The organism is Aliiroseovarius sp. F20344 (assembly GCF_023016155.1).
Classification (GTDB): domain Bacteria; phylum Pseudomonadota; class Alphaproteobacteria; order Rhodobacterales; family Rhodobacteraceae; genus Aliiroseovarius.
Map to the genome: position 1 here is coordinate 64,003 of NZ_JALKBG010000009.1, position 18,498 is coordinate 82,500.

16 protein-coding genes, 2 tRNA genes and 2 rRNA genes (1 of these 20 only partly in view) are annotated in these 18,498 nt (G+C 55.0%); 6 read left to right on the forward strand and 14 right to left on the reverse strand.

All coding sequences use genetic code 11. The annotated features are described in order from the left end of the window. Positions 1-29 precede the first annotated feature (29 nt). Positions 30-479 (forward strand): DMT family transporter, encoded by a 450-nt coding sequence (locus MWU55_RS16380; RefSeq protein WP_246938119.1) that lies wholly within the window; start codon positions 30-32, stop codon positions 477-479. Positions 480-481: 2 nt separating this feature from the next. On the opposite strand, the gene dgcA is transcribed toward MWU55_RS16380, so the two are convergent. Together dgcA and dgcN are read right to left on the reverse strand one after the other, a co-directional pair. Continuing rightward, a complete protein-coding gene (gene dgcA, locus MWU55_RS16385; RefSeq protein ID WP_246938121.1) occupies positions 482-1,447 on the reverse strand; it encodes an N-acetyl-D-Glu racemase DgcA in 966 nt (321 codons plus the stop codon). Between the two features lie 72 nt (positions 1,448-1,519). Further along, complete coding sequence (gene dgcN, locus MWU55_RS16390; RefSeq protein WP_246938123.1) at positions 1,520-2,521, reverse strand: N-acetyltransferase DgcN; 1,002 nt, start codon at positions 2,519-2,521, stop codon at positions 1,520-1,522. Between the two features lie 272 nt (positions 2,522-2,793). Here dgcN and MWU55_RS16395 point away from each other — a divergent pair, with 272 nt between their 5' ends. From MWU55_RS16395 to MWU55_RS16405, 3 genes are all read left to right on the forward strand, one after another. Further along, positions 2,794-3,753, forward strand: a complete 960-nt coding sequence (locus tag MWU55_RS16395) for an L-malyl-CoA/beta-methylmalyl-CoA lyase (protein WP_246938125.1) — start codon at positions 2,794-2,796, stop codon at positions 3,751-3,753. 167 nt (positions 3,754-3,920) lie between these two features. Continuing rightward, complete coding sequence (locus MWU55_RS16400) at positions 3,921-4,349, forward strand: Spy/CpxP family protein refolding chaperone (RefSeq protein WP_246938127.1); 429 nt, start codon at positions 3,921-3,923, stop codon at positions 4,347-4,349. A 377-nt stretch (positions 4,350-4,726) separates the two neighbouring features. Next, the gene (locus tag MWU55_RS16405) at positions 4,727-5,692 is read left to right on the forward strand and encodes an acetyl-CoA carboxylase carboxyltransferase subunit alpha (RefSeq protein ID WP_246938129.1); all 966 of its coding nucleotides are present in this window, start codon (positions 4,727-4,729) and stop codon (positions 5,690-5,692) included. Here MWU55_RS16405 and MWU55_RS16410 read toward each other — a convergent pair. From MWU55_RS16410 to MWU55_RS16430, 5 genes are read right to left on the reverse strand one after another with little or no spacing between them, the layout of a single operon-like run. Continuing rightward, the gene (locus tag MWU55_RS16410; protein ID WP_246938131.1) at positions 5,689-6,294 is read right to left on the reverse strand and encodes an HAD-IA family hydrolase; all 606 of its coding nucleotides are present in this window, start codon (positions 6,292-6,294) and stop codon (positions 5,689-5,691) included. The two genes, MWU55_RS16405 and MWU55_RS16410, sit on opposite strands and share 4 nt — an antisense overlap. A gap of 33 nt (positions 6,295-6,327) precedes the next feature. After that, the gene (locus MWU55_RS16415) at positions 6,328-6,933 is read right to left on the reverse strand and encodes a pyridoxamine 5'-phosphate oxidase family protein (protein WP_246938133.1); all 606 of its coding nucleotides are present in this window, start codon (positions 6,931-6,933) and stop codon (positions 6,328-6,330) included. Next, on the reverse strand, positions 6,933-7,667 hold the full coding sequence (locus tag MWU55_RS16420) for a lysophospholipid acyltransferase family protein (protein ID WP_246938135.1): 735 nt from the start codon (positions 7,665-7,667) through the stop codon (positions 6,933-6,935). Before MWU55_RS16420 ends, MWU55_RS16415 begins: the two co-directional genes overlap by 1 nt. Beyond that, positions 7,667-8,572 (reverse strand): FtsX-like permease family protein, encoded by a 906-nt coding sequence (locus tag MWU55_RS16425; RefSeq protein WP_246938137.1) that lies wholly within the window; start codon positions 8,570-8,572, stop codon positions 7,667-7,669. The genes MWU55_RS16420 and MWU55_RS16425 overlap by 1 nt, the downstream gene beginning before the upstream one ends. Next, positions 8,569-9,243, reverse strand: coding sequence for an ATP-binding cassette domain-containing protein (locus tag MWU55_RS16430; RefSeq protein ID WP_246938139.1), 675 nt, complete (start codon positions 9,241-9,243; stop codon positions 8,569-8,571). Before MWU55_RS16430 ends, MWU55_RS16425 begins: the two co-directional genes overlap by 4 nt. A 109-nt stretch (positions 9,244-9,352) precedes the next feature. Between MWU55_RS16430 and MWU55_RS16435 the strand changes: the two genes are divergently transcribed. Further along, complete coding sequence (locus tag MWU55_RS16435; protein WP_246938141.1) at positions 9,353-10,285, forward strand: zinc-ribbon domain-containing protein; 933 nt, start codon at positions 9,353-9,355, stop codon at positions 10,283-10,285. Positions 10,286-10,378: 93 nt separating this feature from the next. Here the strand turns inward: MWU55_RS16435 and MWU55_RS16440 are convergent, their stop codons facing one another. Continuing rightward, positions 10,379-12,235 carry an SLC13 family permease gene (locus MWU55_RS16440; protein ID WP_246938152.1) on the reverse strand — a complete coding sequence of 619 codons (1,857 nt, stop codon included), beginning with the start codon at positions 12,233-12,235 and terminating at the stop codon, positions 10,379-10,381. 240 nt (positions 12,236-12,475) lie between these two features. Beyond that, positions 12,476-12,552 (reverse strand) — tRNA-Met (locus MWU55_RS16445). A gap of 144 nt (positions 12,553-12,696) precedes the next feature. Here MWU55_RS16445 and MWU55_RS16450 point away from each other — a divergent pair. Next, positions 12,697-13,209: an acyloxyacyl hydrolase gene (locus MWU55_RS16450; RefSeq protein WP_246938143.1), complete on the forward strand. Its 513-nt coding sequence runs from the start codon at positions 12,697-12,699 to the stop codon at positions 13,207-13,209. A gap of 2 nt (positions 13,210-13,211) precedes the next feature. Here the strand turns inward: MWU55_RS16450 and MWU55_RS16635 are convergent, their stop codons facing one another. The 5 genes from MWU55_RS16635 to MWU55_RS16475 all read right to left on the reverse strand — a co-directional run. Further along, positions 13,212-13,898: a cyclic nucleotide-binding domain-containing protein gene (locus MWU55_RS16635; RefSeq protein WP_246938145.1), complete on the reverse strand. Its 687-nt coding sequence runs from the start codon at positions 13,896-13,898 to the stop codon at positions 13,212-13,214. Positions 13,899-14,534: 636 nt separating this feature from the next. Continuing rightward, entirely contained in the window at positions 14,535-14,861 is a 327-nt protein-coding gene (locus tag MWU55_RS16460) for a contact-dependent growth inhibition system immunity protein (protein ID WP_246938146.1), read from the reverse strand. 160 nt (positions 14,862-15,021) lie between these two features. Continuing rightward, positions 15,022-15,136: ribosomal RNA gene (gene rrf, locus MWU55_RS16465) — 5S ribosomal RNA — on the reverse strand. Positions 15,137-15,218: 82 nt separating this feature from the next. Then, positions 15,219-18,054 (reverse strand): 23S ribosomal RNA (locus MWU55_RS16470). A 423-nt stretch (positions 18,055-18,477) separates the two neighbouring features. Next, a tRNA-Ala gene (locus tag MWU55_RS16475) sits at positions 18,478-18,498 on the reverse strand; it runs 55 nt beyond the window's last position.

Below are 18,498 nucleotides of genomic sequence, written 5' to 3' on the forward strand. Positions count from 1 at the left end.
ATACCGACGCCAGAGTCAAAGGAAACCCCATGCCCAGCGCCACGCAATCCGCCGCCATCATGTTGACCGCCGGGATTGGCATTCCAGTTCTGGCCGCGCTGAACGCCGCTTTGGGCCAGCGCATGGGGTCGCCGATTGCGGCGGGGTTGATCTTGTTCGTGGTGGCGTTCCTGACCACTGGCGTCGTGTTCTTGATGTCCGGCGCATCGCTGAAAGGCGCGGTGGGGTCTCCCCCGCACCTGTTCTTCGCTGGCTGCCTTGTGGCCTTTTACGTCCTGACCATCACATGGGTTGCGCCCAGCTTTGGCGTTGGCAACGCGGTGTTCTTCGTGCTGATCGGCCAATTGATTGCCGCCGCCGCCATCGACCATTTCGGGCTTTTCGGCGCGAATGTCACGCCCCTGACCTTCTGGCGCATAGCCGGGATCACGGTGATGGGCGTGGGCGTCTTTCTGACCCAGATTGCAGGGCGCGGCTGACATCAGCCCCAAAGGGCCGCAACGGGCGGGTGCACGCCCGCATCATCGAACAGAAGCGGAGTCTCGCGATCCTCGGCCAGCAGCAGCGGCCCATCCAGATCAGTAACCATCGCGCCTTGCGCAACCAGCGTGGCGGGTGCCATCGCAAGCGACGAACCAACCATACAGCCGACCATTACCTGATAACCCTCGGCCAAAGCGGCCTCGCGCAGGGCCAGCGCCTCGGTCAGACCGCCAGTCTTGTCCAGCTTGATGTTCACCACATCATACTTGCCTTTGAGCTTGGGCAAGCTGGCGCGGTCATGGCAGCTTTCATCTGCACAGACAGGCACCGGACGCTCCATCCCGATCAGCGCATCATCTTCGCCCGCGGGCAAAGGCTGCTCGACCAGATCGACACCAAGACGCACCAAATGTGGCGCAAGATCGGCATAAACCTCGGCCGACCAGCCTTCGTTTGCATCCACGATGATGCGCGAGGTGGGCGCACCGGCGCGCACCGCTTCAAGCCGAGGCATGTCGTCCGGCGTACCAAGTTTAATCTTCAGCAGCGGACGGAAGGCGTTCTTCGCGGCCTGCGTCTGCATCTCGGCAGGTTCGGCAAGCGACAAGGTGTATGCAGTAATCTCTGGCCCCGGCGCAGTCAAACCGGCCAGCTCCCATGCGCGTTTACCCGCACGCTTGGCTTCCAGATCCCATAGCGCACAATCCACAGCGTTCCGTGCAGCCCCTGCAGGCAATAGATCATACAGCGCCGCCCGGGTGATATCCTCAGGCAGGCCCATGATCTCGTTCGTTACGCTTTCCAGCGTTTCGTCATAGCGCGCATAGGGCACGCATTCGCCCCAGCCCGCATGATCGCCATCCTGAACCCGAACTGTTAGAACTTTCGCCTCGGTCCGCGACCCGCGCGAGATGGTGAACACCTGTGCCAGTTTGAACACGTCCGGAGTGACTGAGATTTCCACGCGCTTGCCCTCATTTTCTTGTCAGAAATATCCCGGGGGTCCGGGGGCTTGCCCCCGATCCACCCTAACAGCTTAGATCGCTTCCAGCGCATCCACCAGCTTGCCCGCGCCATAGCGGAACGGGTCGGTGGCAGGCAGGCCCATATCGGCTTCGATCTTGTCGAGATAGGCCTTGGCGTCGTCATCCGACATATGCTGTGTATTTACTGAAACGCCGATCACCTGACAGGCGGGGTTCGCCACTTTCGCCAGCGTCAGCGCGGTGTCACGCAGGTCTTCCAACGACGGCTGCGTGTATTCTGGCAGACCACGCATGTGTTCACGGGTCGGCTCGTGAGCAAGGATCAGCGCATCTGGCTGGCCCCCATGGATCAGCGCCATGGTCACGCCAGAATATGACACGTGGAACAGGCTGCCCTGACCCTCGATGTGGTCCCAGTGATCATCGTCATTGTCCGGGGTCAGCCATTCAACCGAACCCGCCATGAAGTCTGCAACCACAGCGTCCAGAGGCACACCGTCACCGGTGATCAGAATGCCGGTCTGACCGGTGGCGCGGAAGGTCGACTTCATTCCACGCTCGCGCATTTCGGCGTCCATGCACAGGGCGGTATACATCTTACCGACCGAGCAGTCCGTGCCCACGGCCAAACACCGCTTGCCGGTGCGCTTCTTGCCATTTGCAATCGGATACTCGACCTCGGGGATGCGTACATCGTGCAGCTCTTGACCAGTGGCTTCGGCCACAGCAACCAGATCGGGCTCGTCCCGCAGAAGGTTGTGCAGGCCCGAGGCCAGGTCGAACCCTTCTTCCAGCGCCGTCACCAGCACTTTTTTCCACTCTTTCGAAATCACACCGCCACGGTTGGCGACGCCAACAACGAGTGTTTTGGCACCGGCTGCCTTAGCATCTGCCAGTGTCATATCGGTCAGTCCCAGATCCGCACCGCAGCCTTCCATACGGAACTGGCCCACGGCGTTGTCCGGACGCCAGTCACGGATCCCGATGGCCACTTTTGCAGCTAGTTGATCGGGCGCGTCGCCCAGGAACAGAAGATACGGTGTCTTGATCATGGCCGTGGCCCTTTCGATGAAATGTTGGAATACCCTTCGGAGCATTTTCACGATTATGCAGTACAATTCTTTGCGAAAACCCTCGAAAACACGACAAATAGGCAAGATGCTACGACAGTTTGACGGCATCACGCGAAATTCTTCGATCCGATGGGGCAATACGCCCTGAATCGCCCGATATGCTGCAACTGCAAAATAACCTTGCGGGCGGCGCGGCAATTTAATAACGATTGCAGCTAAGAAATCGCAACATCCTTACCGAAAGGCCCGCCATGTCCTTCCGACTGCAACCCGCCGCCCCATCCCGCCCAAATCGCTGCCAGCTGTTCGGCCCGGGCTCGAACACCAAACTGTTCCCCAAAATGGCGGCATCTGCTGCTGACGTGATCAACCTCGACCTCGAGGATTCGGTGGCTCCCTCGGACAAAGATGTGGCCCGCGCCAACATCATCGAAGCTCTGAACACCATCGATTGGGGCAACAAATACATGTCGGTGCGTATCAACAGCCTCGATACGCCTTACTGGTATCGCGACGTTGTGGACTTGTTGGAGCAAGCTGGCGACCGCATCGACCAGATCATGATCCCGAAAGTGGGCTGCGCCGAAGACGTCTATGCTGTGGATGCACTGGTCACCGCGATCGAGCAAGCCAAAGGCCGCACCAAGCCGGTCAGCTTCGAAGTCATCATCGAATCGGCCGCTGGCATTGCGCATGTCGAGGCCATCGCGGCATCCAGCCCCCGTCTGCAAGCCATGTCGCTGGGCGCGGCAGATTTCGCAGCCTCGATGGGCATGCAAACCACCGGCATCGGCGGCACGCAGGAAAACTATTATATGATGCGCGAGGGCGAGAAGCATTGGTCCGACCCGTGGCACTGGGCCCAAGCCGCCATCGTCGCTGCCTGCCGCACCCACGGCATCCTGCCGGTCGACGGCCCCTTCGGCGACTTCTCGGACGACGAAGGCTACATCGCGCAGGCCAAACGCTCGGCCACGCTGGGCATGGTTGGCAAATGGGCCATCCACCCAAAACAAATCGCACTGGCGAACGAGGTTTTCACCCCGTCAGAAGAGGCTGTTGCTGAAGCGCGCGAGATCCTTGCCGCCATGGAACAGGCAAAGGCCAATGGCGAAGGCGCCACAGTCTACAAGGGTCGCTTGGTCGACATCGCGTCGATCAAACAGGCCGAGGTGATCGTCGCCCAGGCCGAATTGATCGCCGGTAGCTAAATCAGAAAAACACCCCGACTGGCCCCGCAATATGCGGGGCCTTTTTTGTTGGAACAGACTGTCGCAGGGCATCCGGTCGCATGGGCAGTGCCTCGTGGGTCAGTAGAGTGAACACGGGTCATGACGAGGCCTGTTTGGGGACGCATCCCAATCTGAAAGGTTCACAGATGAAACCGCTTCTTATCGCCACTGCCCTCACCCTCGGCCTTTCGGGGGCTGCTTTGGCGCAAATGCAACCTTCCAACCCAGCAAAAACTGGGCTTTCCCGCCCTGTCATCCAGTTGACCGGCTTTCTGGCCAAGAACATGGACGTGTTGGAGCTGAACGACGAGCAACGTGCGGATGTGAAGAACTGGGTCGCCTCGATGCCCGCCAACCGCAAAGCGCTGGAAACCGAGACGATCGAACTGCGTGCCACCCTGCGCCAAGCCATCGTTGACGGCAAACCCACCGAAGAACGTCAAGCCATCGCGGACAAGATCGGTGCGAACGAGGTTAAGCTGGTGATGATGCGGTCAAACTGTACTGATCACTGGCGTGAGGTCCTAACCGAAGCCCAGTTTGCAAAACTGCTTGAGATTGCAGGCGTTTCTTAGATCTAGTGGGCGGCTGCCATTTGCTGCCGCCCTTACTTAAAAAGCAGAGCATCAAAACCCCGGTAAGGAATGGGATGTAGCGATCACTGCAAAGCAAAGTGTCATCAGCAAAACCAGATAGCTGGCCGTAAATGCACGAAAGGCGCTTCGCCGGGCGAAAATGGATCGTGACATATCAGTATTCCGTTCGATTTTGCGGCGCGCCCTGCGCGCAGTGATACTTGATGACCACATCTGGCCATCTCTTTTCCAAACGCACCGGCAATCAGTTTCCGTCGCAGGAATTGGTATTTCGTGCGGCCTTGACCCTACCGCCCGTTGCAAACCAGCTTCCCAAAGGTCATATAGTCATGAACATTGTGTAATCAGGCAGGCCCATGACCAACTATCTCGAGTTCGAAAAACCGCTGGCTGAAATCGAAGGCAAAGCTGAAGAGCTGCGCGCATTGGCGCGAAACAGCGAAGAGATGGATGTTGAGGGCGAGGCGCAGGCCCTGGATGCCAAGGCCGAAAAACTTCTGAAAGAGCTTTACGAGGGTCTGACACCGTGGCGCAAATGCCAGGTTGCACGTCACCCGGAACGTCCGCATTGCCGCGACTACATCAATGCTTTGTTCACAGAATACACTCCGCTGGCGGGTGACCGGAACTTTGCAGACGACCACGCCGTCATGGGTGGATTGGGTCGGATCGGCGACATCCCTGTTGTCGTTATGGGCCAGGAAAAGGGCCACGACACAAAGACGCGGATCGAACGTAATTTTGGCATGGCCCGCCCCGAAGGCTACCGTAAGGCAATCCGGTTGATGGATCTCGCCGATCGCTTTGGCCTGCCCATCGTGATGCTTGTCGACACCCCAGGTGCCTATCCCGGAAAAGGCGCAGAAGAGCGCGGCCAGTCCGAGGCCATCGCGCGTTCGACCGAACGCTGCCTGAACGTGAAATCCCCTGTGGTGTCAGTGATCATCGGCGAAGGTGGATCAGGCGGCGCAGTTGCGCTTGCGACGGCCAATTCGATCATGATGCTTGAGCATTCGATCTATTCCGTGATCTCGCCCGAGGGCTGCGCGTCGATCCTGTGGAAAGATGCAGAGAAGATGCGCGAAGCGGCTGAAGCGTTGCGCCTGACGGCGCAGGATCTGAAGCAGCTTGGTGTAATCGACCAGATTATTCCTGAACCCATGGGCGGTGCCCAACGCGGTCGCGACGAAACGATTGCTGCCGTTGGCGGCGCTATCGAAGCCGAGTTGAAAAAGCTGATGAAACGCCAAAAGGGTGACAAGCTTTTGAAAGAGCGCCGCGAGAAGTTCTTGAAAATTGGCTCAAAGGGATTGGCGGCTTAATCCGCCGGCTCCACCCCAAACTCCTGTAACACGTCCGAAAGACGCATGTCGGCAGTCCACTGCACGGCATGCCACCCGGCAGCTTTCGCAGCTGCGATGTTGCCCGCGCTGTCATCAACCAACAGATGCTCTGACGCCGCATTCCCTGTCATTTCTTGCAGGGTCACAAAGAACGCAGGGGACGGTTTGGCCACCCCAATCTGCGCAGAGGACACTAGCCGATCCGCACAGTCCTTTAGCCCAAGCGTGTTCCATAGGTAATCGCTGCGCTCGAGTTCCTGATTGGTTGCGAACCAAACGGGCAAGCCAGAGGCTCGAACGTGCTTCAGATCTTCCAGAACCCCCTGATCAAGCCGCGCATCCATGCGAAACCAGTAGTCGACCAAAGCATCGATCTGATTCTGATTGGCTAAACCGGATAAGGCCTGTTCCAACGTTGGTCGAAGGGGCAGCTTTCCGGCGACAACTTTGTCCCAGTAACGGGCGAAGAACAGCGCTTTCAGTGCTTCACTTGAGACACCGACGTTCCGCTCCAGATCAGTATCCCAACCTTTCCCATCGCCCAGCCGTCCCGTCACCACAACGCCGTCGACGTCCATCATCAAATGGGAAATCAAAGCGTCACCACCACGACTTCACCACAGCGACTTTTTCGCGCGTTCTGGCCATTCTTGATCATAGGTCGCCCCGTCGAATGCGCCTGACGTCATCTCGTTCAACATGTCGCCCACAGTAGGAAGGTCAGCGCTTTCGTCGCCCGACGTCCAGAGCTTTGAACGCATGATGGCACGGGCGCATTGGGAATAGATCTCGTTTATCCGAATGACCGCAACTGTACGCGGCGGCTTTCCGGATTTCTCAAACCGGGCCCGTAGCGCCGCATCTTTGGTCAGTTTTGCCTCGCCATTCACGCGCACGACGTTGTTGGACCCCGGCACCATGAACATCAAAGAAACTCGTGGATCGCGCACTATGTTACGCAAGCTGTCGATGCGTTCATTGCCACGCCAATCAGGCAGCGCCAGATGGCATTCATCCAATTCGAGCACGACAGGGCCATCGTCACCGCGCGGGCTGCCATCGGTACCCTCTGGTCCAATTGTTGTCAGAACGCAGAAGCGCGACGCCATGATCCAAGACCGGTAGGTGGGCGTCAGTCGATCTGCGACTTTCACCAAAGACGCCTCGCCGGGTGTCCCGTAAAGCGCCTCAAGCGCGGCTTCGGTTTCGATGAAATCCATCAGCTCTCCAATCTCAGCCCGGCTTCTTCCATCAGAGCATTCGAGCCCGTTTCGACAGCATCTTCGACCTCTGCCATGCAAGTATCGACCTCAAGACCGGGTTCGATCGGGTCATGGAACTCAACCACCGCAAGTCCGGGATGGCGCATGATGCCGTGGCGTTTCCAAAATACACCTACATTGGTCGACGCTGGAACCACGGGTAAACCCGTCTCATCGTAAAGCACGCCGATCCCAACCTTGTAGGGCTTCTTTGCCCCGGCAGCGACCCGGGTGCCTTGAGGAAAGATCACAAGCTGCCCCGGTTCCTTTTGCCCATCTTTTACGGCAGAAACCATCTGCTTCATCGCAGCGCCCTTCTTACCCCGATTAACCGGAACCGAGTTCGTGTAGACGGCGTAGATGTTGATAATAGGCGCCCATTTCAGCTGGCTTTTATAGATGAACTTCAAGCGCGGTAGGACGGATGCGATCAGCAGGATATCGAAGAAAGACTGGTGCTTTGCGGCGATCAATACCTCGCCTGTTGGCACGTCGCCCCGGATCTCGCTTTTCAGGCCAATCATCCATGACGCGGTCCAACGGACCCAATTGCAATAGAAGTGAATCACCTTGAACGCGTTGTCACGTTTGATCCACACAAGCGGCACACCTACAAAGCCGACGATCGGCAACATAATATACATCTGAATGATGAACAGAAGCGACCTTATCCATTGAATGGCGTGACGCATCAGCGTTTCTCCTGCAAAACGGTCAGGGCGGCCTGACGGGTGGCTGCGAAGGCAACCAAGGCAGCGAATGGTGGGATCAGAAGGGGCCAAAGCCATTGCCACCCTTGCAGACCAAGCCCGGTTAGGAAGCTGCCTTGTTGTCCGGCGGATGGCAAAAGGAACAGAGCCAGCGCGCCCAGAACCGTACCAACGGCTGCGCCGCCAAGTGCACGCAATGTGAAGCGACGCACAAACGCATGGGCGATATAGCTATCACGCGCCCCGATCAGACGCAGCACCCGTATGACCTGTTCGTTGGCGGACAGCGCGGCCGACGCTGCAAGGGTAATCACCACGCCCGCAAGGGTCGTGATCAAAACAATGGCCAACCAACCCAAGGATCGCAGCCGCTTGGCCGCTTTCACCAGAGGTTCCCGCCAGCGTGCGTGATCATCCAAAATGGCACCCGGTGCCTCGCCTGCCAATCGGGCGCGCAAACCGTCTGCGTCGAAGCCTTCTTCATCCTCAATGACTTCAACCAGTCGAGGGATGGGCAAGCGATCTAGCGGCAGATCCGGCCCGAACCACGGTTCAAGCAATGCGCGTTGCTCATCCTCTCCCAAGGGCCGCGCTTCTTTGACTCCCGGGGTTGTAGCCAGAATTTCGGTCACAGCCAGCAGCTGTGCATCCATCTGGTCAACCGGTGCCGAAATGCGGATTGTTGCGCTTTTCGCCAAAGCCTCGCCCCAGCGATCAGCAAGGCGACCTGTTGCCAAAGACAAGGCCAACGCAAACACCGCAAGAAACGCCATAGCAGCGGATGCAAATACGGTCAGGCGGGCAGTAAACCCGGTGGGTGGAACCACGCGATCCGCTTGAGCATCACCAGACAAGAACCGCAAGAGATTAGGCAGGATGCTTTTCATAGATCCGCCCCCGCCAATGTCACCTGATGGTTTGAAATCCGCAGGACACGCGCCTGAACATGCGATTTCGCCGACCGGATCAAGTTCATATCGTGGGTTGCGATCACGACCGTCTTGCCCATGCGGTTCAGTTCGATCAAAAGCTGCAAAAGCCGCAACGACATTTCCCAATCGACATTGCCAGTTGGCTCATCCGCAAGAATTACATCCGGAGACATGATCACCGCCCGCGCCAAAGCGGCACGCTGACGTTCGCCCCCCGACAATTCCGGCGGCTTCGCCTCGGCCTGCTTTTCAAGCCCAACCCATGCCAAAAGCTCTTGCAACTCAGATGGGTCATGCAAAGAGCGGCCTGAAACGGTCAGCGGAAGCATCACGTTTTCTGACAAGTTCAGGTGATCGAGAAACTGACAATCCTGATGCACAACACCAATACGCCTGCGCATCTCGGCGATATCATCCCGCTCCATGGTTTGAACGTTCTGCCCAAAAAGCGCGACCTGCCCTTGTTCGGCGACCAATTCGCCATAACAAAGCTTCATCAGGGTTGTTTTGCCTGCACCAGAAGGACCGGTCAGAAAGTGAAAAGACCCTTGCGCCAGCGACATTGAAACACCGGACAAAAGTGTCCCGGTACCATACCCGTAGGCGACCTGTTCCAGCTCGATCAATGTGATGTCCTCGTGCTTAGTTGTCGCCAGTTGTGCCTCAGCTGGACGATTGTTTCAATGTGCGACACAGGAGTGTTTGATTTTCACAACATCTTTGCTCATATTACCCATGATTAAGGCAATGAATATCCTACCAGTTTTAAGGGGATGGGAAAAAATGCGTTTGGTTTGCCCCAATTGTGGTGCTCAATACGAAGTTGATGATCGCGTCATGCCCGAAACTGGTCGGGATGTGCAATGTTCGAATTGTAGCCACACATGGTTTCAAGCCCCTGCTCCGGCGACATCGTCTGATGAAGATGCCGCTGAGGACCCCAAGGTCGAAATTCCAGCCCCCGCTGCACCTGAACCAAAGCCAGAGCCGGAATTGGCAGATGACGCGCCTGAAGCATCTAAAGCCCCAGAAGCCGAAGAACCCGAAGTGGAAGATGACGAAGACACCTCAGACCTAGAGGAAGAAGTCGCTGCATCCGCCACCCCGCCACGAACAGAAGTCAGCGAAGACGTCAAACAGATCCTGCAAGAAGAAGCCCAGCAAGAGCTGCGCGCCCGTGAGGCCGAGCAAACCGGTTTGGAAACGCAACCAGATCTGGGTCTGGAAGCCGCGCAAGAACCCGACGAAGAAGAGCTTGCCGAACGCATAAAGCGCATGAAGGCCGAGGAAGACATATCCGAAGAGGCTGTGTCAGAACGCGACCTGAAAAGCCGAGACATGCTTCCTGATATCGAAGAGATCAATTCGACCCTCGACGCCCCAGCCGATTCCGAAAGTGAGAAAATCGACCTGAGCCCGTCAGGAGCCGAAGTCGTATCTGGCCGCAGCGGTTTCCGCCGTGGGTTCGGCATAACACTTCTTCTGGCGGTACTGTTGGTTGCTCTCTATGTGTTGGCGCCCATGATCTCGGCCCGCTTCCCGCAGGCGCAAGGCGTACTGGACCAATATACTGCCATGGGTGATAGCGCCCGGCTGTGGCTTGAAGGCGCCATGCAGTCCGCCATCGAGAAGATGCGCACCCTCATGGCAACCTCATCAGAGGGCTAGGGCCTTAGTTAGTAGTGTGGAATGAGCATTCGATCGACCGAGCCGTTGAATTCTCCGCGGCCCTTTGCTCAACCATCGCGATCGTGCGGCAGGTCAGAATACCAAGTTCAGCATAAGCAACGAGACCAGCATGAAGATAATGGTCATGATGCCGCCGCTCTTGATGAAATCCTTCACCTTGTAGCCCGCCGGCCCCATGATCAGTGCATTCACCTGATGGGTCGGAATGATGAACGAATTCGACGTGGAAATGGCGACAGTCAGCGCGAAGACCGCAGGATTACCGCCTGCCGCTATTGCGATGGAAACCGCCAAAGGGACAAGCAACACGGTGGCACCGACATTGGACATCACCAGTGAGAACGCAGTGGCCAACACGGCGATACCCGCCTGCAATGACCAAAGCGGCCAGCCATCAAGAAGGATCAGGATGTTCTGCGCAATCCATTCGGCCGTCCCCGTATTCTGCACGGCCTGGCCAAGTGGAATAAGACAGGCCAGCAAGAAAACAGTGTTCCAACCAACGGCCTGATAGGCCTCGTCGATCGACAACACGCGCGACAGCAACATCCCGACCGCACCTGTCAACAGACACAGCGACAGGCGAACATCGGTAAACAGGATCATCGATAGCGAAATCGCAAAGAACAGCATGGCCCAGCCAACCTTGTGTGGTCGAAGCTCTTCTTGTGGGAAATCGGATGTCATGATGACCAAATTGCGATCATCCTTCAGCCTTGTCAGATTGTCCCAGCGCGTGTGGGACACAAGCATGTCCCCAACCTGAAACTCGACCAGACCAATGGCCGTTGGCGTGTGATCATCAGTTTCAACATGGCTTAACGTCTCTTCACCGCGATGGATCGCCAACAGCGACAGTCCATAGTTCTTTCGAAGGACCAGCTCACGCGGGGATTTCCCAATCAGGTCGGATTCCGGCGGGATCACGATCTCGGCGATGCCGGCATTTGTGGGCGCAAAATCTTCGGCAAAGACATCAAGCTGTGGAAGAACCTTCAACCCGTGTTTTTCGGCAAATGCATCAATAACCATTTTACGGCCGATGATAGCCAAGCGGCACGGGGCCGCGATCTCGGCGGTCAACACCTGAACCATCGAGGTTTTACCACGGTAGAACGTCGAAATGATATAAAGGTGATTGTCCAGATTTACGTCCGCCAAGATCTGCCCAACAAGTGGGCTGTCTTCGGGCACTTCCACCTCGTAAACCTCGGCCTTCAACCCATAAACACGCTTTAGATAGGAGGACATGCCATGCCCGACGGACCCATCACTGGTTGCGCCCCCACCCGGCAGCACCCAGCGGCCAAGCAGTAGGAAATATAAGATACCGGTCAGGACCAACACCGCCCCAATCGGGGTTACCGAGAACAGGCCAAATGGTTCCATCTTCTGATGCTCTGGCAATGTAGAATTCGCAGTTTGCAGCAAGTCATTCAACAAAATCAGCGGGGACGACCCCACCATCGTCATGGTCCCGCCAAGGATCGCACAGAATCCCATCGGCATCGCCAGACGGTTAATCGGGATCCCTGAACGGGTTGAGATGCGGCTGATCACCGGTAGGAACAACGCCGCTGCACCGACGTTTTGCATGAAGCTGGAAATCACCCCGACAGTGCCCGCAACAATTGGCTGAATGCGCGCTTCCGTCGACCCGCCACGCTTCATGATCGTCGCAGCAACCTTGTTCATGATGCCGGTTTTATCCAGTCCAGCCCCGACAATCATGACGGCGATGATCGAAATCACTGCATTAGAAGCAAACCCGTTGAACAGCTCGTTCACATTGGCAAGGTTGGACAGTGCGGGCAGATAACTGAGGATCCCAAGCAGGACCAAAACCAAAATAGCCGCCAAATCTATTCGGACTATTTCCGAGACAAAAAGAAAAACTGTGAATCCCAACAAGGCGCAAACAACGCCCATCTCAAACGTAAATAAGACCTGTTCCAAACCGCTCCCCACAAACTTCTTTTAACTTTAAGTATCAGTTTTAGAAGGGTTTGTCATTTCAGATGCATATTACTGTGTTGAGGTCGGAATCAGGGTTTTGGGACTCCCCTCCAAAGCTTCACACGTTTGATTCAGCTGTTGGTGAAATTGCCCGTGAAACGACAAAGCCCGCCAGAGTGGCGGGCTTTGATCCAAGCGACACGTCGCTGATTTTGGTTGCGGGAGTAGGATTTGAACCTACGACCTTCAGGTTATGAGCCTGACGAGCTACCGGGCTGCTCCATCCCGCGCCAGTAGTAGAGCGTATATAGGGCGATGATTTGGGAACCACAAGCGCAATCGGCAAAAAAACTGTCACAAAATGACGGTGAGGCGAGGTGGGCGTGACTTTGACCTGCGCCTCCGCTAAGCCTTTGGCAACGCACGAGGGTTTCATGGACGGCACACTAGCCATTTTGTTTCTACTTACAGGATTGATCGACATGTTTGTCAATCACTGCGACCGCGGTTGCGTGAAACCCACCGTCGAGGCTGTACGCCATGTCGCCTCGGCCGGGGCACTTATCTTTGAAGCCGATTCCATCGGTGGCGAGGCGTACTATCGCTACGACGCCCCCATCAGCTTTGGCCCATTCCGTCCAACCGTAGGGGTCTCATTCGATACGCTCGGTGATGTCTGGGTTGGGGTCGGCGCGGTAAACGAGTTCCGCACTCCCCAAGGCCCTGCATACGCTGAACTTAGCTTCATACCCGGCTGGTGGATGCGCTCCGAAGGCGGACCTGTCCTGGGCTACCCCCTTGAATTCCGATCGGGTATCGAGGCCGGGTTTTATCGAGAGAGTGGAGGTCGTGTGGGTGTCTCATTGGATCACCGTTCGAACGGAGAGCTGAGCGATCCCGTCCCGAATCCGGGATTGGAAACCTTGCTATTCCGCTACGCGCAGTAGGGTCACACCGATTTCTCAAGTTCGTTAACTGTCGTTGCGTTCGGCGCCCCGGCTTGCGCGACTTTACGCGCTAGGTCGAGAGAAATGATTGCATCCAGCGCCAAACGAAATCTGACGTCTCGGGCCGCGCGTTCTCTCAGCTGGTTAACATCCCAACACAACAGTTCGCCCCCTTCCGCCATTACGACCGTAGCCGATGCTTTTTCGTTTGTCAGAAACGCGACTTCCCCTACGAAATTGCCACTGTGCATGTAGAATTCTCCACCCTGCTTTCGGACGCCCACCAATCCGGAAATGACATAGTATAAGTCGGGCACCGCCGCTCCAGCCGTCGTCAATACTTTGTTCGTTGAGTAGTTTTCCCGACGTGCCAACAGCATCAGCTTTCTAAAATCCCCTGGGGGAAGTGCGCTGAACGAGGGATAGATATCTATATCTCGCTTAGGAAGGATCCATCTGGATCGTCTTATGAACAGATTGGACAGCCCAATCAGGTTCGCCGTTCCGGTCGCGATACTGGCCCAGATAGCGGGCCAAAGGGGAGTATCGGCGACGACGGCATAGTACCAAATGTATAGACCGGTACCCATCAAAAGCATGACCCGCAGGATCACCTGATTGATGATCAGGTATCCGAGCACAAACATGCCGGCTGCCGCAAGGACAAGGATGTCTGAGAGCGTGGTCACGAATGGGGCCTCCTTGGCGTGTTACGCTAGCATGACTTGGAAACGGCGCGAAGAGAGTTGGTGCTTTGCTTGATCACTGCTTCATTGGCGAGCTGACCGATCAGGTCCGAATTCAAGGCTTGGAGACGATCGAAGTGTGGGTTGGGAGGTAGATCCAGATATCTACCCACCGCATCCGTTCAAATCACCTCAGGTATTTGTCTGTCGACGAAACAGAACCACCTAGAAATCCAAGTATACCCTCTTCGACCCAAACATGGCTTTGATTAAGCTTAGGGGGACTGAACGGCCAACTATAATTTGGAGATGATTCTATGATGATCCATGTGGATTCGTTGTACACATCTGAGCGCACATCAACTGATCCATCAATTATCCATAGAGTACAAGGAACCTTTAGATGGCTAAATTTACACTTCGCAGCCATTTCAGACACCATGAACCTATCGAACTGAACTGCCTCTTCTTCGGATTGCACCCCATTTAGCAAAACCGTCGTCTAGGCATTTGCTCCACCATTATTGATCACAAAAGCAAACATTAATGCGGCGGCTGTTATTACCAAGACACCTACAATGAGGCCTACAGATATTCCCTTGCTCATCCCACCTTCAGTCCCCGCAATACATGGGAACTCTACAAATCTTTGATCCGTTTGGATTCATTTACCAAGTAGCCCGCCATATCCCGAATCCACTGTCGGGCCGTTAAGCCATCATTGGGGTAGTAGTAATAGTTTCCGAAATTGTCGATTAGTTCGCATGCGTCATCAGCATCATATGGAAGCAACATAGCCAAATGGTTTAGCGCATTCGCTGTCTCTAAGATGTCGTTGTTTGAGTGTTCAGAAACATAGTGACCGAGTACATCTTTCCAACTCGTTCCATAGACATCCCAGTCTTCATGGAAGTACGTACTAAAAAACTCTGTTAGATTCTCTTTTGCACCAATTTCCATAATCATTCGTTTATATTTGCATCAATGCACATCCGTTAAGAATGGTTGATAGCACTATTCAGCCTTCCCCCCCTGAACGCAGAACGCCGCCGGCATTTCTGCTCGGCGGCGTTTTGTTTGTTTTTATCATCGTTTAGAGAGGATACGTTTTCTTGCTCTTTATTAGGTTTGGCGGTGACCTACTCTCCCACACCTTAAGATGCAGTACCATTGGCGCAACCGTGCTTAACGGCCGAGTTCGGGAAGGGATCGGGTGTTTCACTGGTGCTGTGACCACCAAACCGAATAAAGAGCAATTTCCAAGTCAAGTGCTACTGTGATGTATGCTTTTGATTATCCGTAGAGATCTAACTTCTACTGGATCAAATCAAGCCTATCGGACCATTAGTACCAGTCAGCTGAACGTGTTACCACGCTTACACCTCTGGCCTATCGACGAGGTAGTCTTCCTCGGTCCTCAGGGATACCTTGTTTTGAGGGGGGCTTCCCGCTTAGATGCCTTCAGCGGTTATCCTGTCCGTTCATAGCTACCCAGCACTACCGTTGGCACGATAACTGGTCCACCAGTGGAACGTTCACCCCGGTCCTCTCGTACTAGGGGCAACTCCTCTCAAGTATCCTACACCCACGGCAGATAGGGACCGAACTGTCTCACGACGTTCTAAACCCAGCTCACGTACCTCTTTAAACGGCGAACAGCCGTACCCTTGGGACCTGCTCCAGCCCCAGGATGAGATGAGCCGACATCGAGGTGCCAAACACTGCCGTCGATATGGACTCTTGGGCAGTATCAGCCTGTTATCCCCGGCGTACCTTTTATCCGTTGAGCGATGGCCCTTCCACTCGGGACCACCGGATCACTATGGCCGTCTTTCGACTCTGCTCGACTTGTCAGTCTCGCAGTCAGGCTGGCTTCTGCCATTGCACTCAACGAGCGATTTCCGACCGCTCTGAGCCAACCTTCGCGCGCCTCCGTTACTCTTTAGGAGGCGACCGCCCCAGTCAAACTACCCGCCACACAGGGTCCCGGATCCGGATAACGGACCGCGGTTAGACATCAAACAGAACAAGGGTGGTATCTCAAAGGAGGCTCCCCAAAAACTGGCGTCTCTGGTTCAAAGCCTACCACCTATTCTGCACATGTTGTGTCTGATGCCAATGTGAAGCTGTAGTAAAGGTGCACGGGGTCTTTCCGTCTAACCGCGGGAAGCCTGCATCTTGACAGGCAATTCAATTTCGCTGAGTCGATGTTGGAGACAGCGGGGAAGTCGTTACGCCATTCGTGCAGGTCGGAACTTACCCGACAAGGAATTTCGCTACCTTAGGACCGTTATAGTTACGGCCGCCGTTTACCTGGGCTTCAATTCGGAGCTTGCACTCCTCCTTTTAACCTTCAGGCACCGGGCAGGCGTCAGACCCTATACGTCGTCTTGCGACTTCGCAGAGCCCTGTGTTTTTAGTAAACAGTCGCCACCCCCTAGTTTGTGCCCCCAGTCAATACTTGCGTAGAAACTGGGCCTCCTTCTCGCGAACTTACGGAGGTATTTTGCCGAGTTCCTTCAACATCGTTCTCTCAAGCGCCTTGGTATACTCTACCTATCCACCTGTGTCGGTTTAGGGTACGGTCTTACAGGAGGGCTATTTCCAGGAACCTCTTAGCAGCCCATTCAATCCGATAAGGATGAACTACCTTCGAGATCCGTCACCACTCCACGGCCCAGGAATATTAACCTGGTTCCCATCGCCTACGCCTTTCGGCCTCGGCTTAGGGGCCGGCTTACCCTGCTCAGATTAGCTTTAAGCAGGAACCCTTGGATTTTCGGCGAGGGGGTCTCTCACCCCCTTTGTCGCTACTCATGTCATCATTCTCACTAGTGATCTCTCCACGGGATCGCTCACACGCCCGCTTCATCGAAAGCTCCTATCCTCAAAGGATCTGCGAACAGATCTAATGAGGAATGGAACTATGTCACACTACGCTCTGCTACCGCGTACACATAAGTGCACACCCTAAGCTTCGGCTCATGGCTTGAGCCCCGGTACATCTTCGCCGCAAGACAACTTATTTAGACCAGTGAGCTGTTACGCTATCTTTAAAGGATGGCTGCTTCTAAGCCAACCTCCTGGTTGTTTTGGTCGTCTCACCTGCTTTCCCACTTAGCCATGAATTAGGGGCCTTAGCTGTAGGTCAGGGTTGTTTCCCTCTCCACAACGGACGTTAGCATCCGCTGTGTGTCTGCCATATAGTACTTCCCGGTATTCGGAGTTTGATTAGGATCAGTAAGGCTGTATGCCCCCATTACCCATTCAGTGCTCTACCCCCGGGAGTATTCGTATGACGCTCTACCTAAATAGATTTCGCAGAGAACCAGCTATCTCCGAGTTTGATTGGCCTTTCACCCCTAGGCACAGCTCATCCCGATCTTTTTCAACAGATGTGGGTTCGGTCCTCCAGTGCGTGTTACCGCACCTTCAACCTGGCCATGCCTAGATCACTCGGTTTCGGGTCTGATCCACCTAACTCATTCGCCCTATTAAGACTCGCTTTCGCTGCGCCTACACCTAACGGCTTAAGCTTGCTAGATAGACCAAGTCGATGACCCATTATACAAAAGGTACGCCGTCAGCCCTCAAGGGGCCTCCGACTGATTGTAGGCGTTCGGTTTCAGGTACTGTTTCACTCCCCTCGTCGGGGTGCTTTTCACCTTTCCCTCACGGTACTGGTTCACTATCGGTCAGTAAGGAGTACTTAGCCTTCGAAGGTGGTCCTCCGATCTTCAGACAGAATTTCACGTGTTCCGCCCTACTTAATACGTCCAATTGTGCTTCATATACGGGACTGTCACCCACTATGGTTGCGCTTCCCAACGCATTCTATCCACACTCATGGCTCGGCTGGTCCCCGTTCGCTCGCCGCTACTAGGGGAGTATCAATTGATTTCCTTTCCTCCGGGTACTTAGATGTTTCAGTTCCCCGGGTTTGCTTTTATAAACCTATGTATTCAGTCTATAAATACCTGTTTCAGAACACTATAAATAACCGAAGTTATTATAATGAACTGTCAGGTGGGTTCCCCCATTCGGAAATCTTCGGGTATAACGGCTATTCTCACCTTCCCGAAGCTTATCGCAGAGTATCACGTCCTTCATCGCCTCTTACTGCCAAGGCATTCACCAAACGCCCTTCTCGCGCTTGATTTGATCCAGAAGAAGACAGACCTTTTGTATATCTGCCATCTTACCCCGAAGGGCAAACTGGACCAAAAGCATACTTTCCCGCGCTTCCTAACTGTTCCGAAGAACTGGATCGCAGATGTCGGTCTTTGATCCGTTAAGAAGCACATGTTCGAACTTGCGTTCGAACGAGCTGACATTCTTTCGAATGCAGCTTGGTTAGTGTACTTGACTTGGACAACACCATCGTTTCAGCAGCGATATCGAAGAAGGTCCGAGGAAAGGGACCAAAATCAACCGCTTCCCGAAGGAAGAACCGCTGAGGCAACCACCCACTTGTGGCACCAACAGTGTTGTTTATTGTATTCTCTCTAAACGATGTAAAAGACGTCCGATTGGACGGTTAAAAACCCAAAGGCTCTTAACGGTCAAATCGACAGGAAGGTAATGGTGGAGCCTAGGAGATTCG

Excerpts from the sequence above, each read along its gene's own strand:
- MWU55_RS16380 (WP_246938119.1), top strand. The coding sequence starts at position 30 with ATGCCCAGCGCCACGCAATCCGCCGCCATCATGTTGACCGCCGGGATT.
- dgcN (WP_246938123.1), bottom strand. The coding sequence starts at position 2,521 with ATGATCAAGACACCGTATCTTCTGTTCCTGGGCGACGCGCCCGATCAA.
- MWU55_RS16395 (WP_246938125.1), top strand. The coding sequence starts at position 2,794 with ATGTCCTTCCGACTGCAACCCGCCGCCCCATCCCGCCCAAATCGCTGC.
- MWU55_RS16400 (WP_246938127.1), top strand. The coding sequence starts at position 3,921 with ATGAAACCGCTTCTTATCGCCACTGCCCTCACCCTCGGCCTTTCGGGG.
- MWU55_RS16405 (WP_246938129.1), top strand. The coding sequence starts at position 4,727 with ATGACCAACTATCTCGAGTTCGAAAAACCGCTGGCTGAAATCGAAGGC.
- MWU55_RS16410 (WP_246938131.1), bottom strand. The coding sequence starts at position 6,294 with ATGATGGACGTCGACGGCGTTGTGGTGACGGGACGGCTGGGCGATGGG.
- MWU55_RS16415 (WP_246938133.1), bottom strand. The coding sequence starts at position 6,933 with ATGGATTTCATCGAAACCGAAGCCGCGCTTGAGGCGCTTTACGGGACA.
- MWU55_RS16420 (WP_246938135.1), bottom strand. The coding sequence starts at position 7,667 with ATGCGTCACGCCATTCAATGGATAAGGTCGCTTCTGTTCATCATTCAG.
- MWU55_RS16425 (WP_246938137.1), bottom strand. The coding sequence starts at position 8,572 with ATGAAAAGCATCCTGCCTAATCTCTTGCGGTTCTTGTCTGGTGATGCT.
- MWU55_RS16435 (WP_246938141.1), top strand. The coding sequence starts at position 9,353 with ATGATTAAGGCAATGAATATCCTACCAGTTTTAAGGGGATGGGAAAAA.
- MWU55_RS16440 (WP_246938152.1), bottom strand. The coding sequence starts at position 12,235 with ATGGGCGTTGTTTGCGCCTTGTTGGGATTCACAGTTTTTCTTTTTGTC.
- MWU55_RS16450 (WP_246938143.1), top strand. The coding sequence starts at position 12,697 with ATGGACGGCACACTAGCCATTTTGTTTCTACTTACAGGATTGATCGAC.
- MWU55_RS16460 (WP_246938146.1), bottom strand. The coding sequence starts at position 14,861 with ATGATTATGGAAATTGGTGCAAAAGAGAATCTAACAGAGTTTTTTAGT.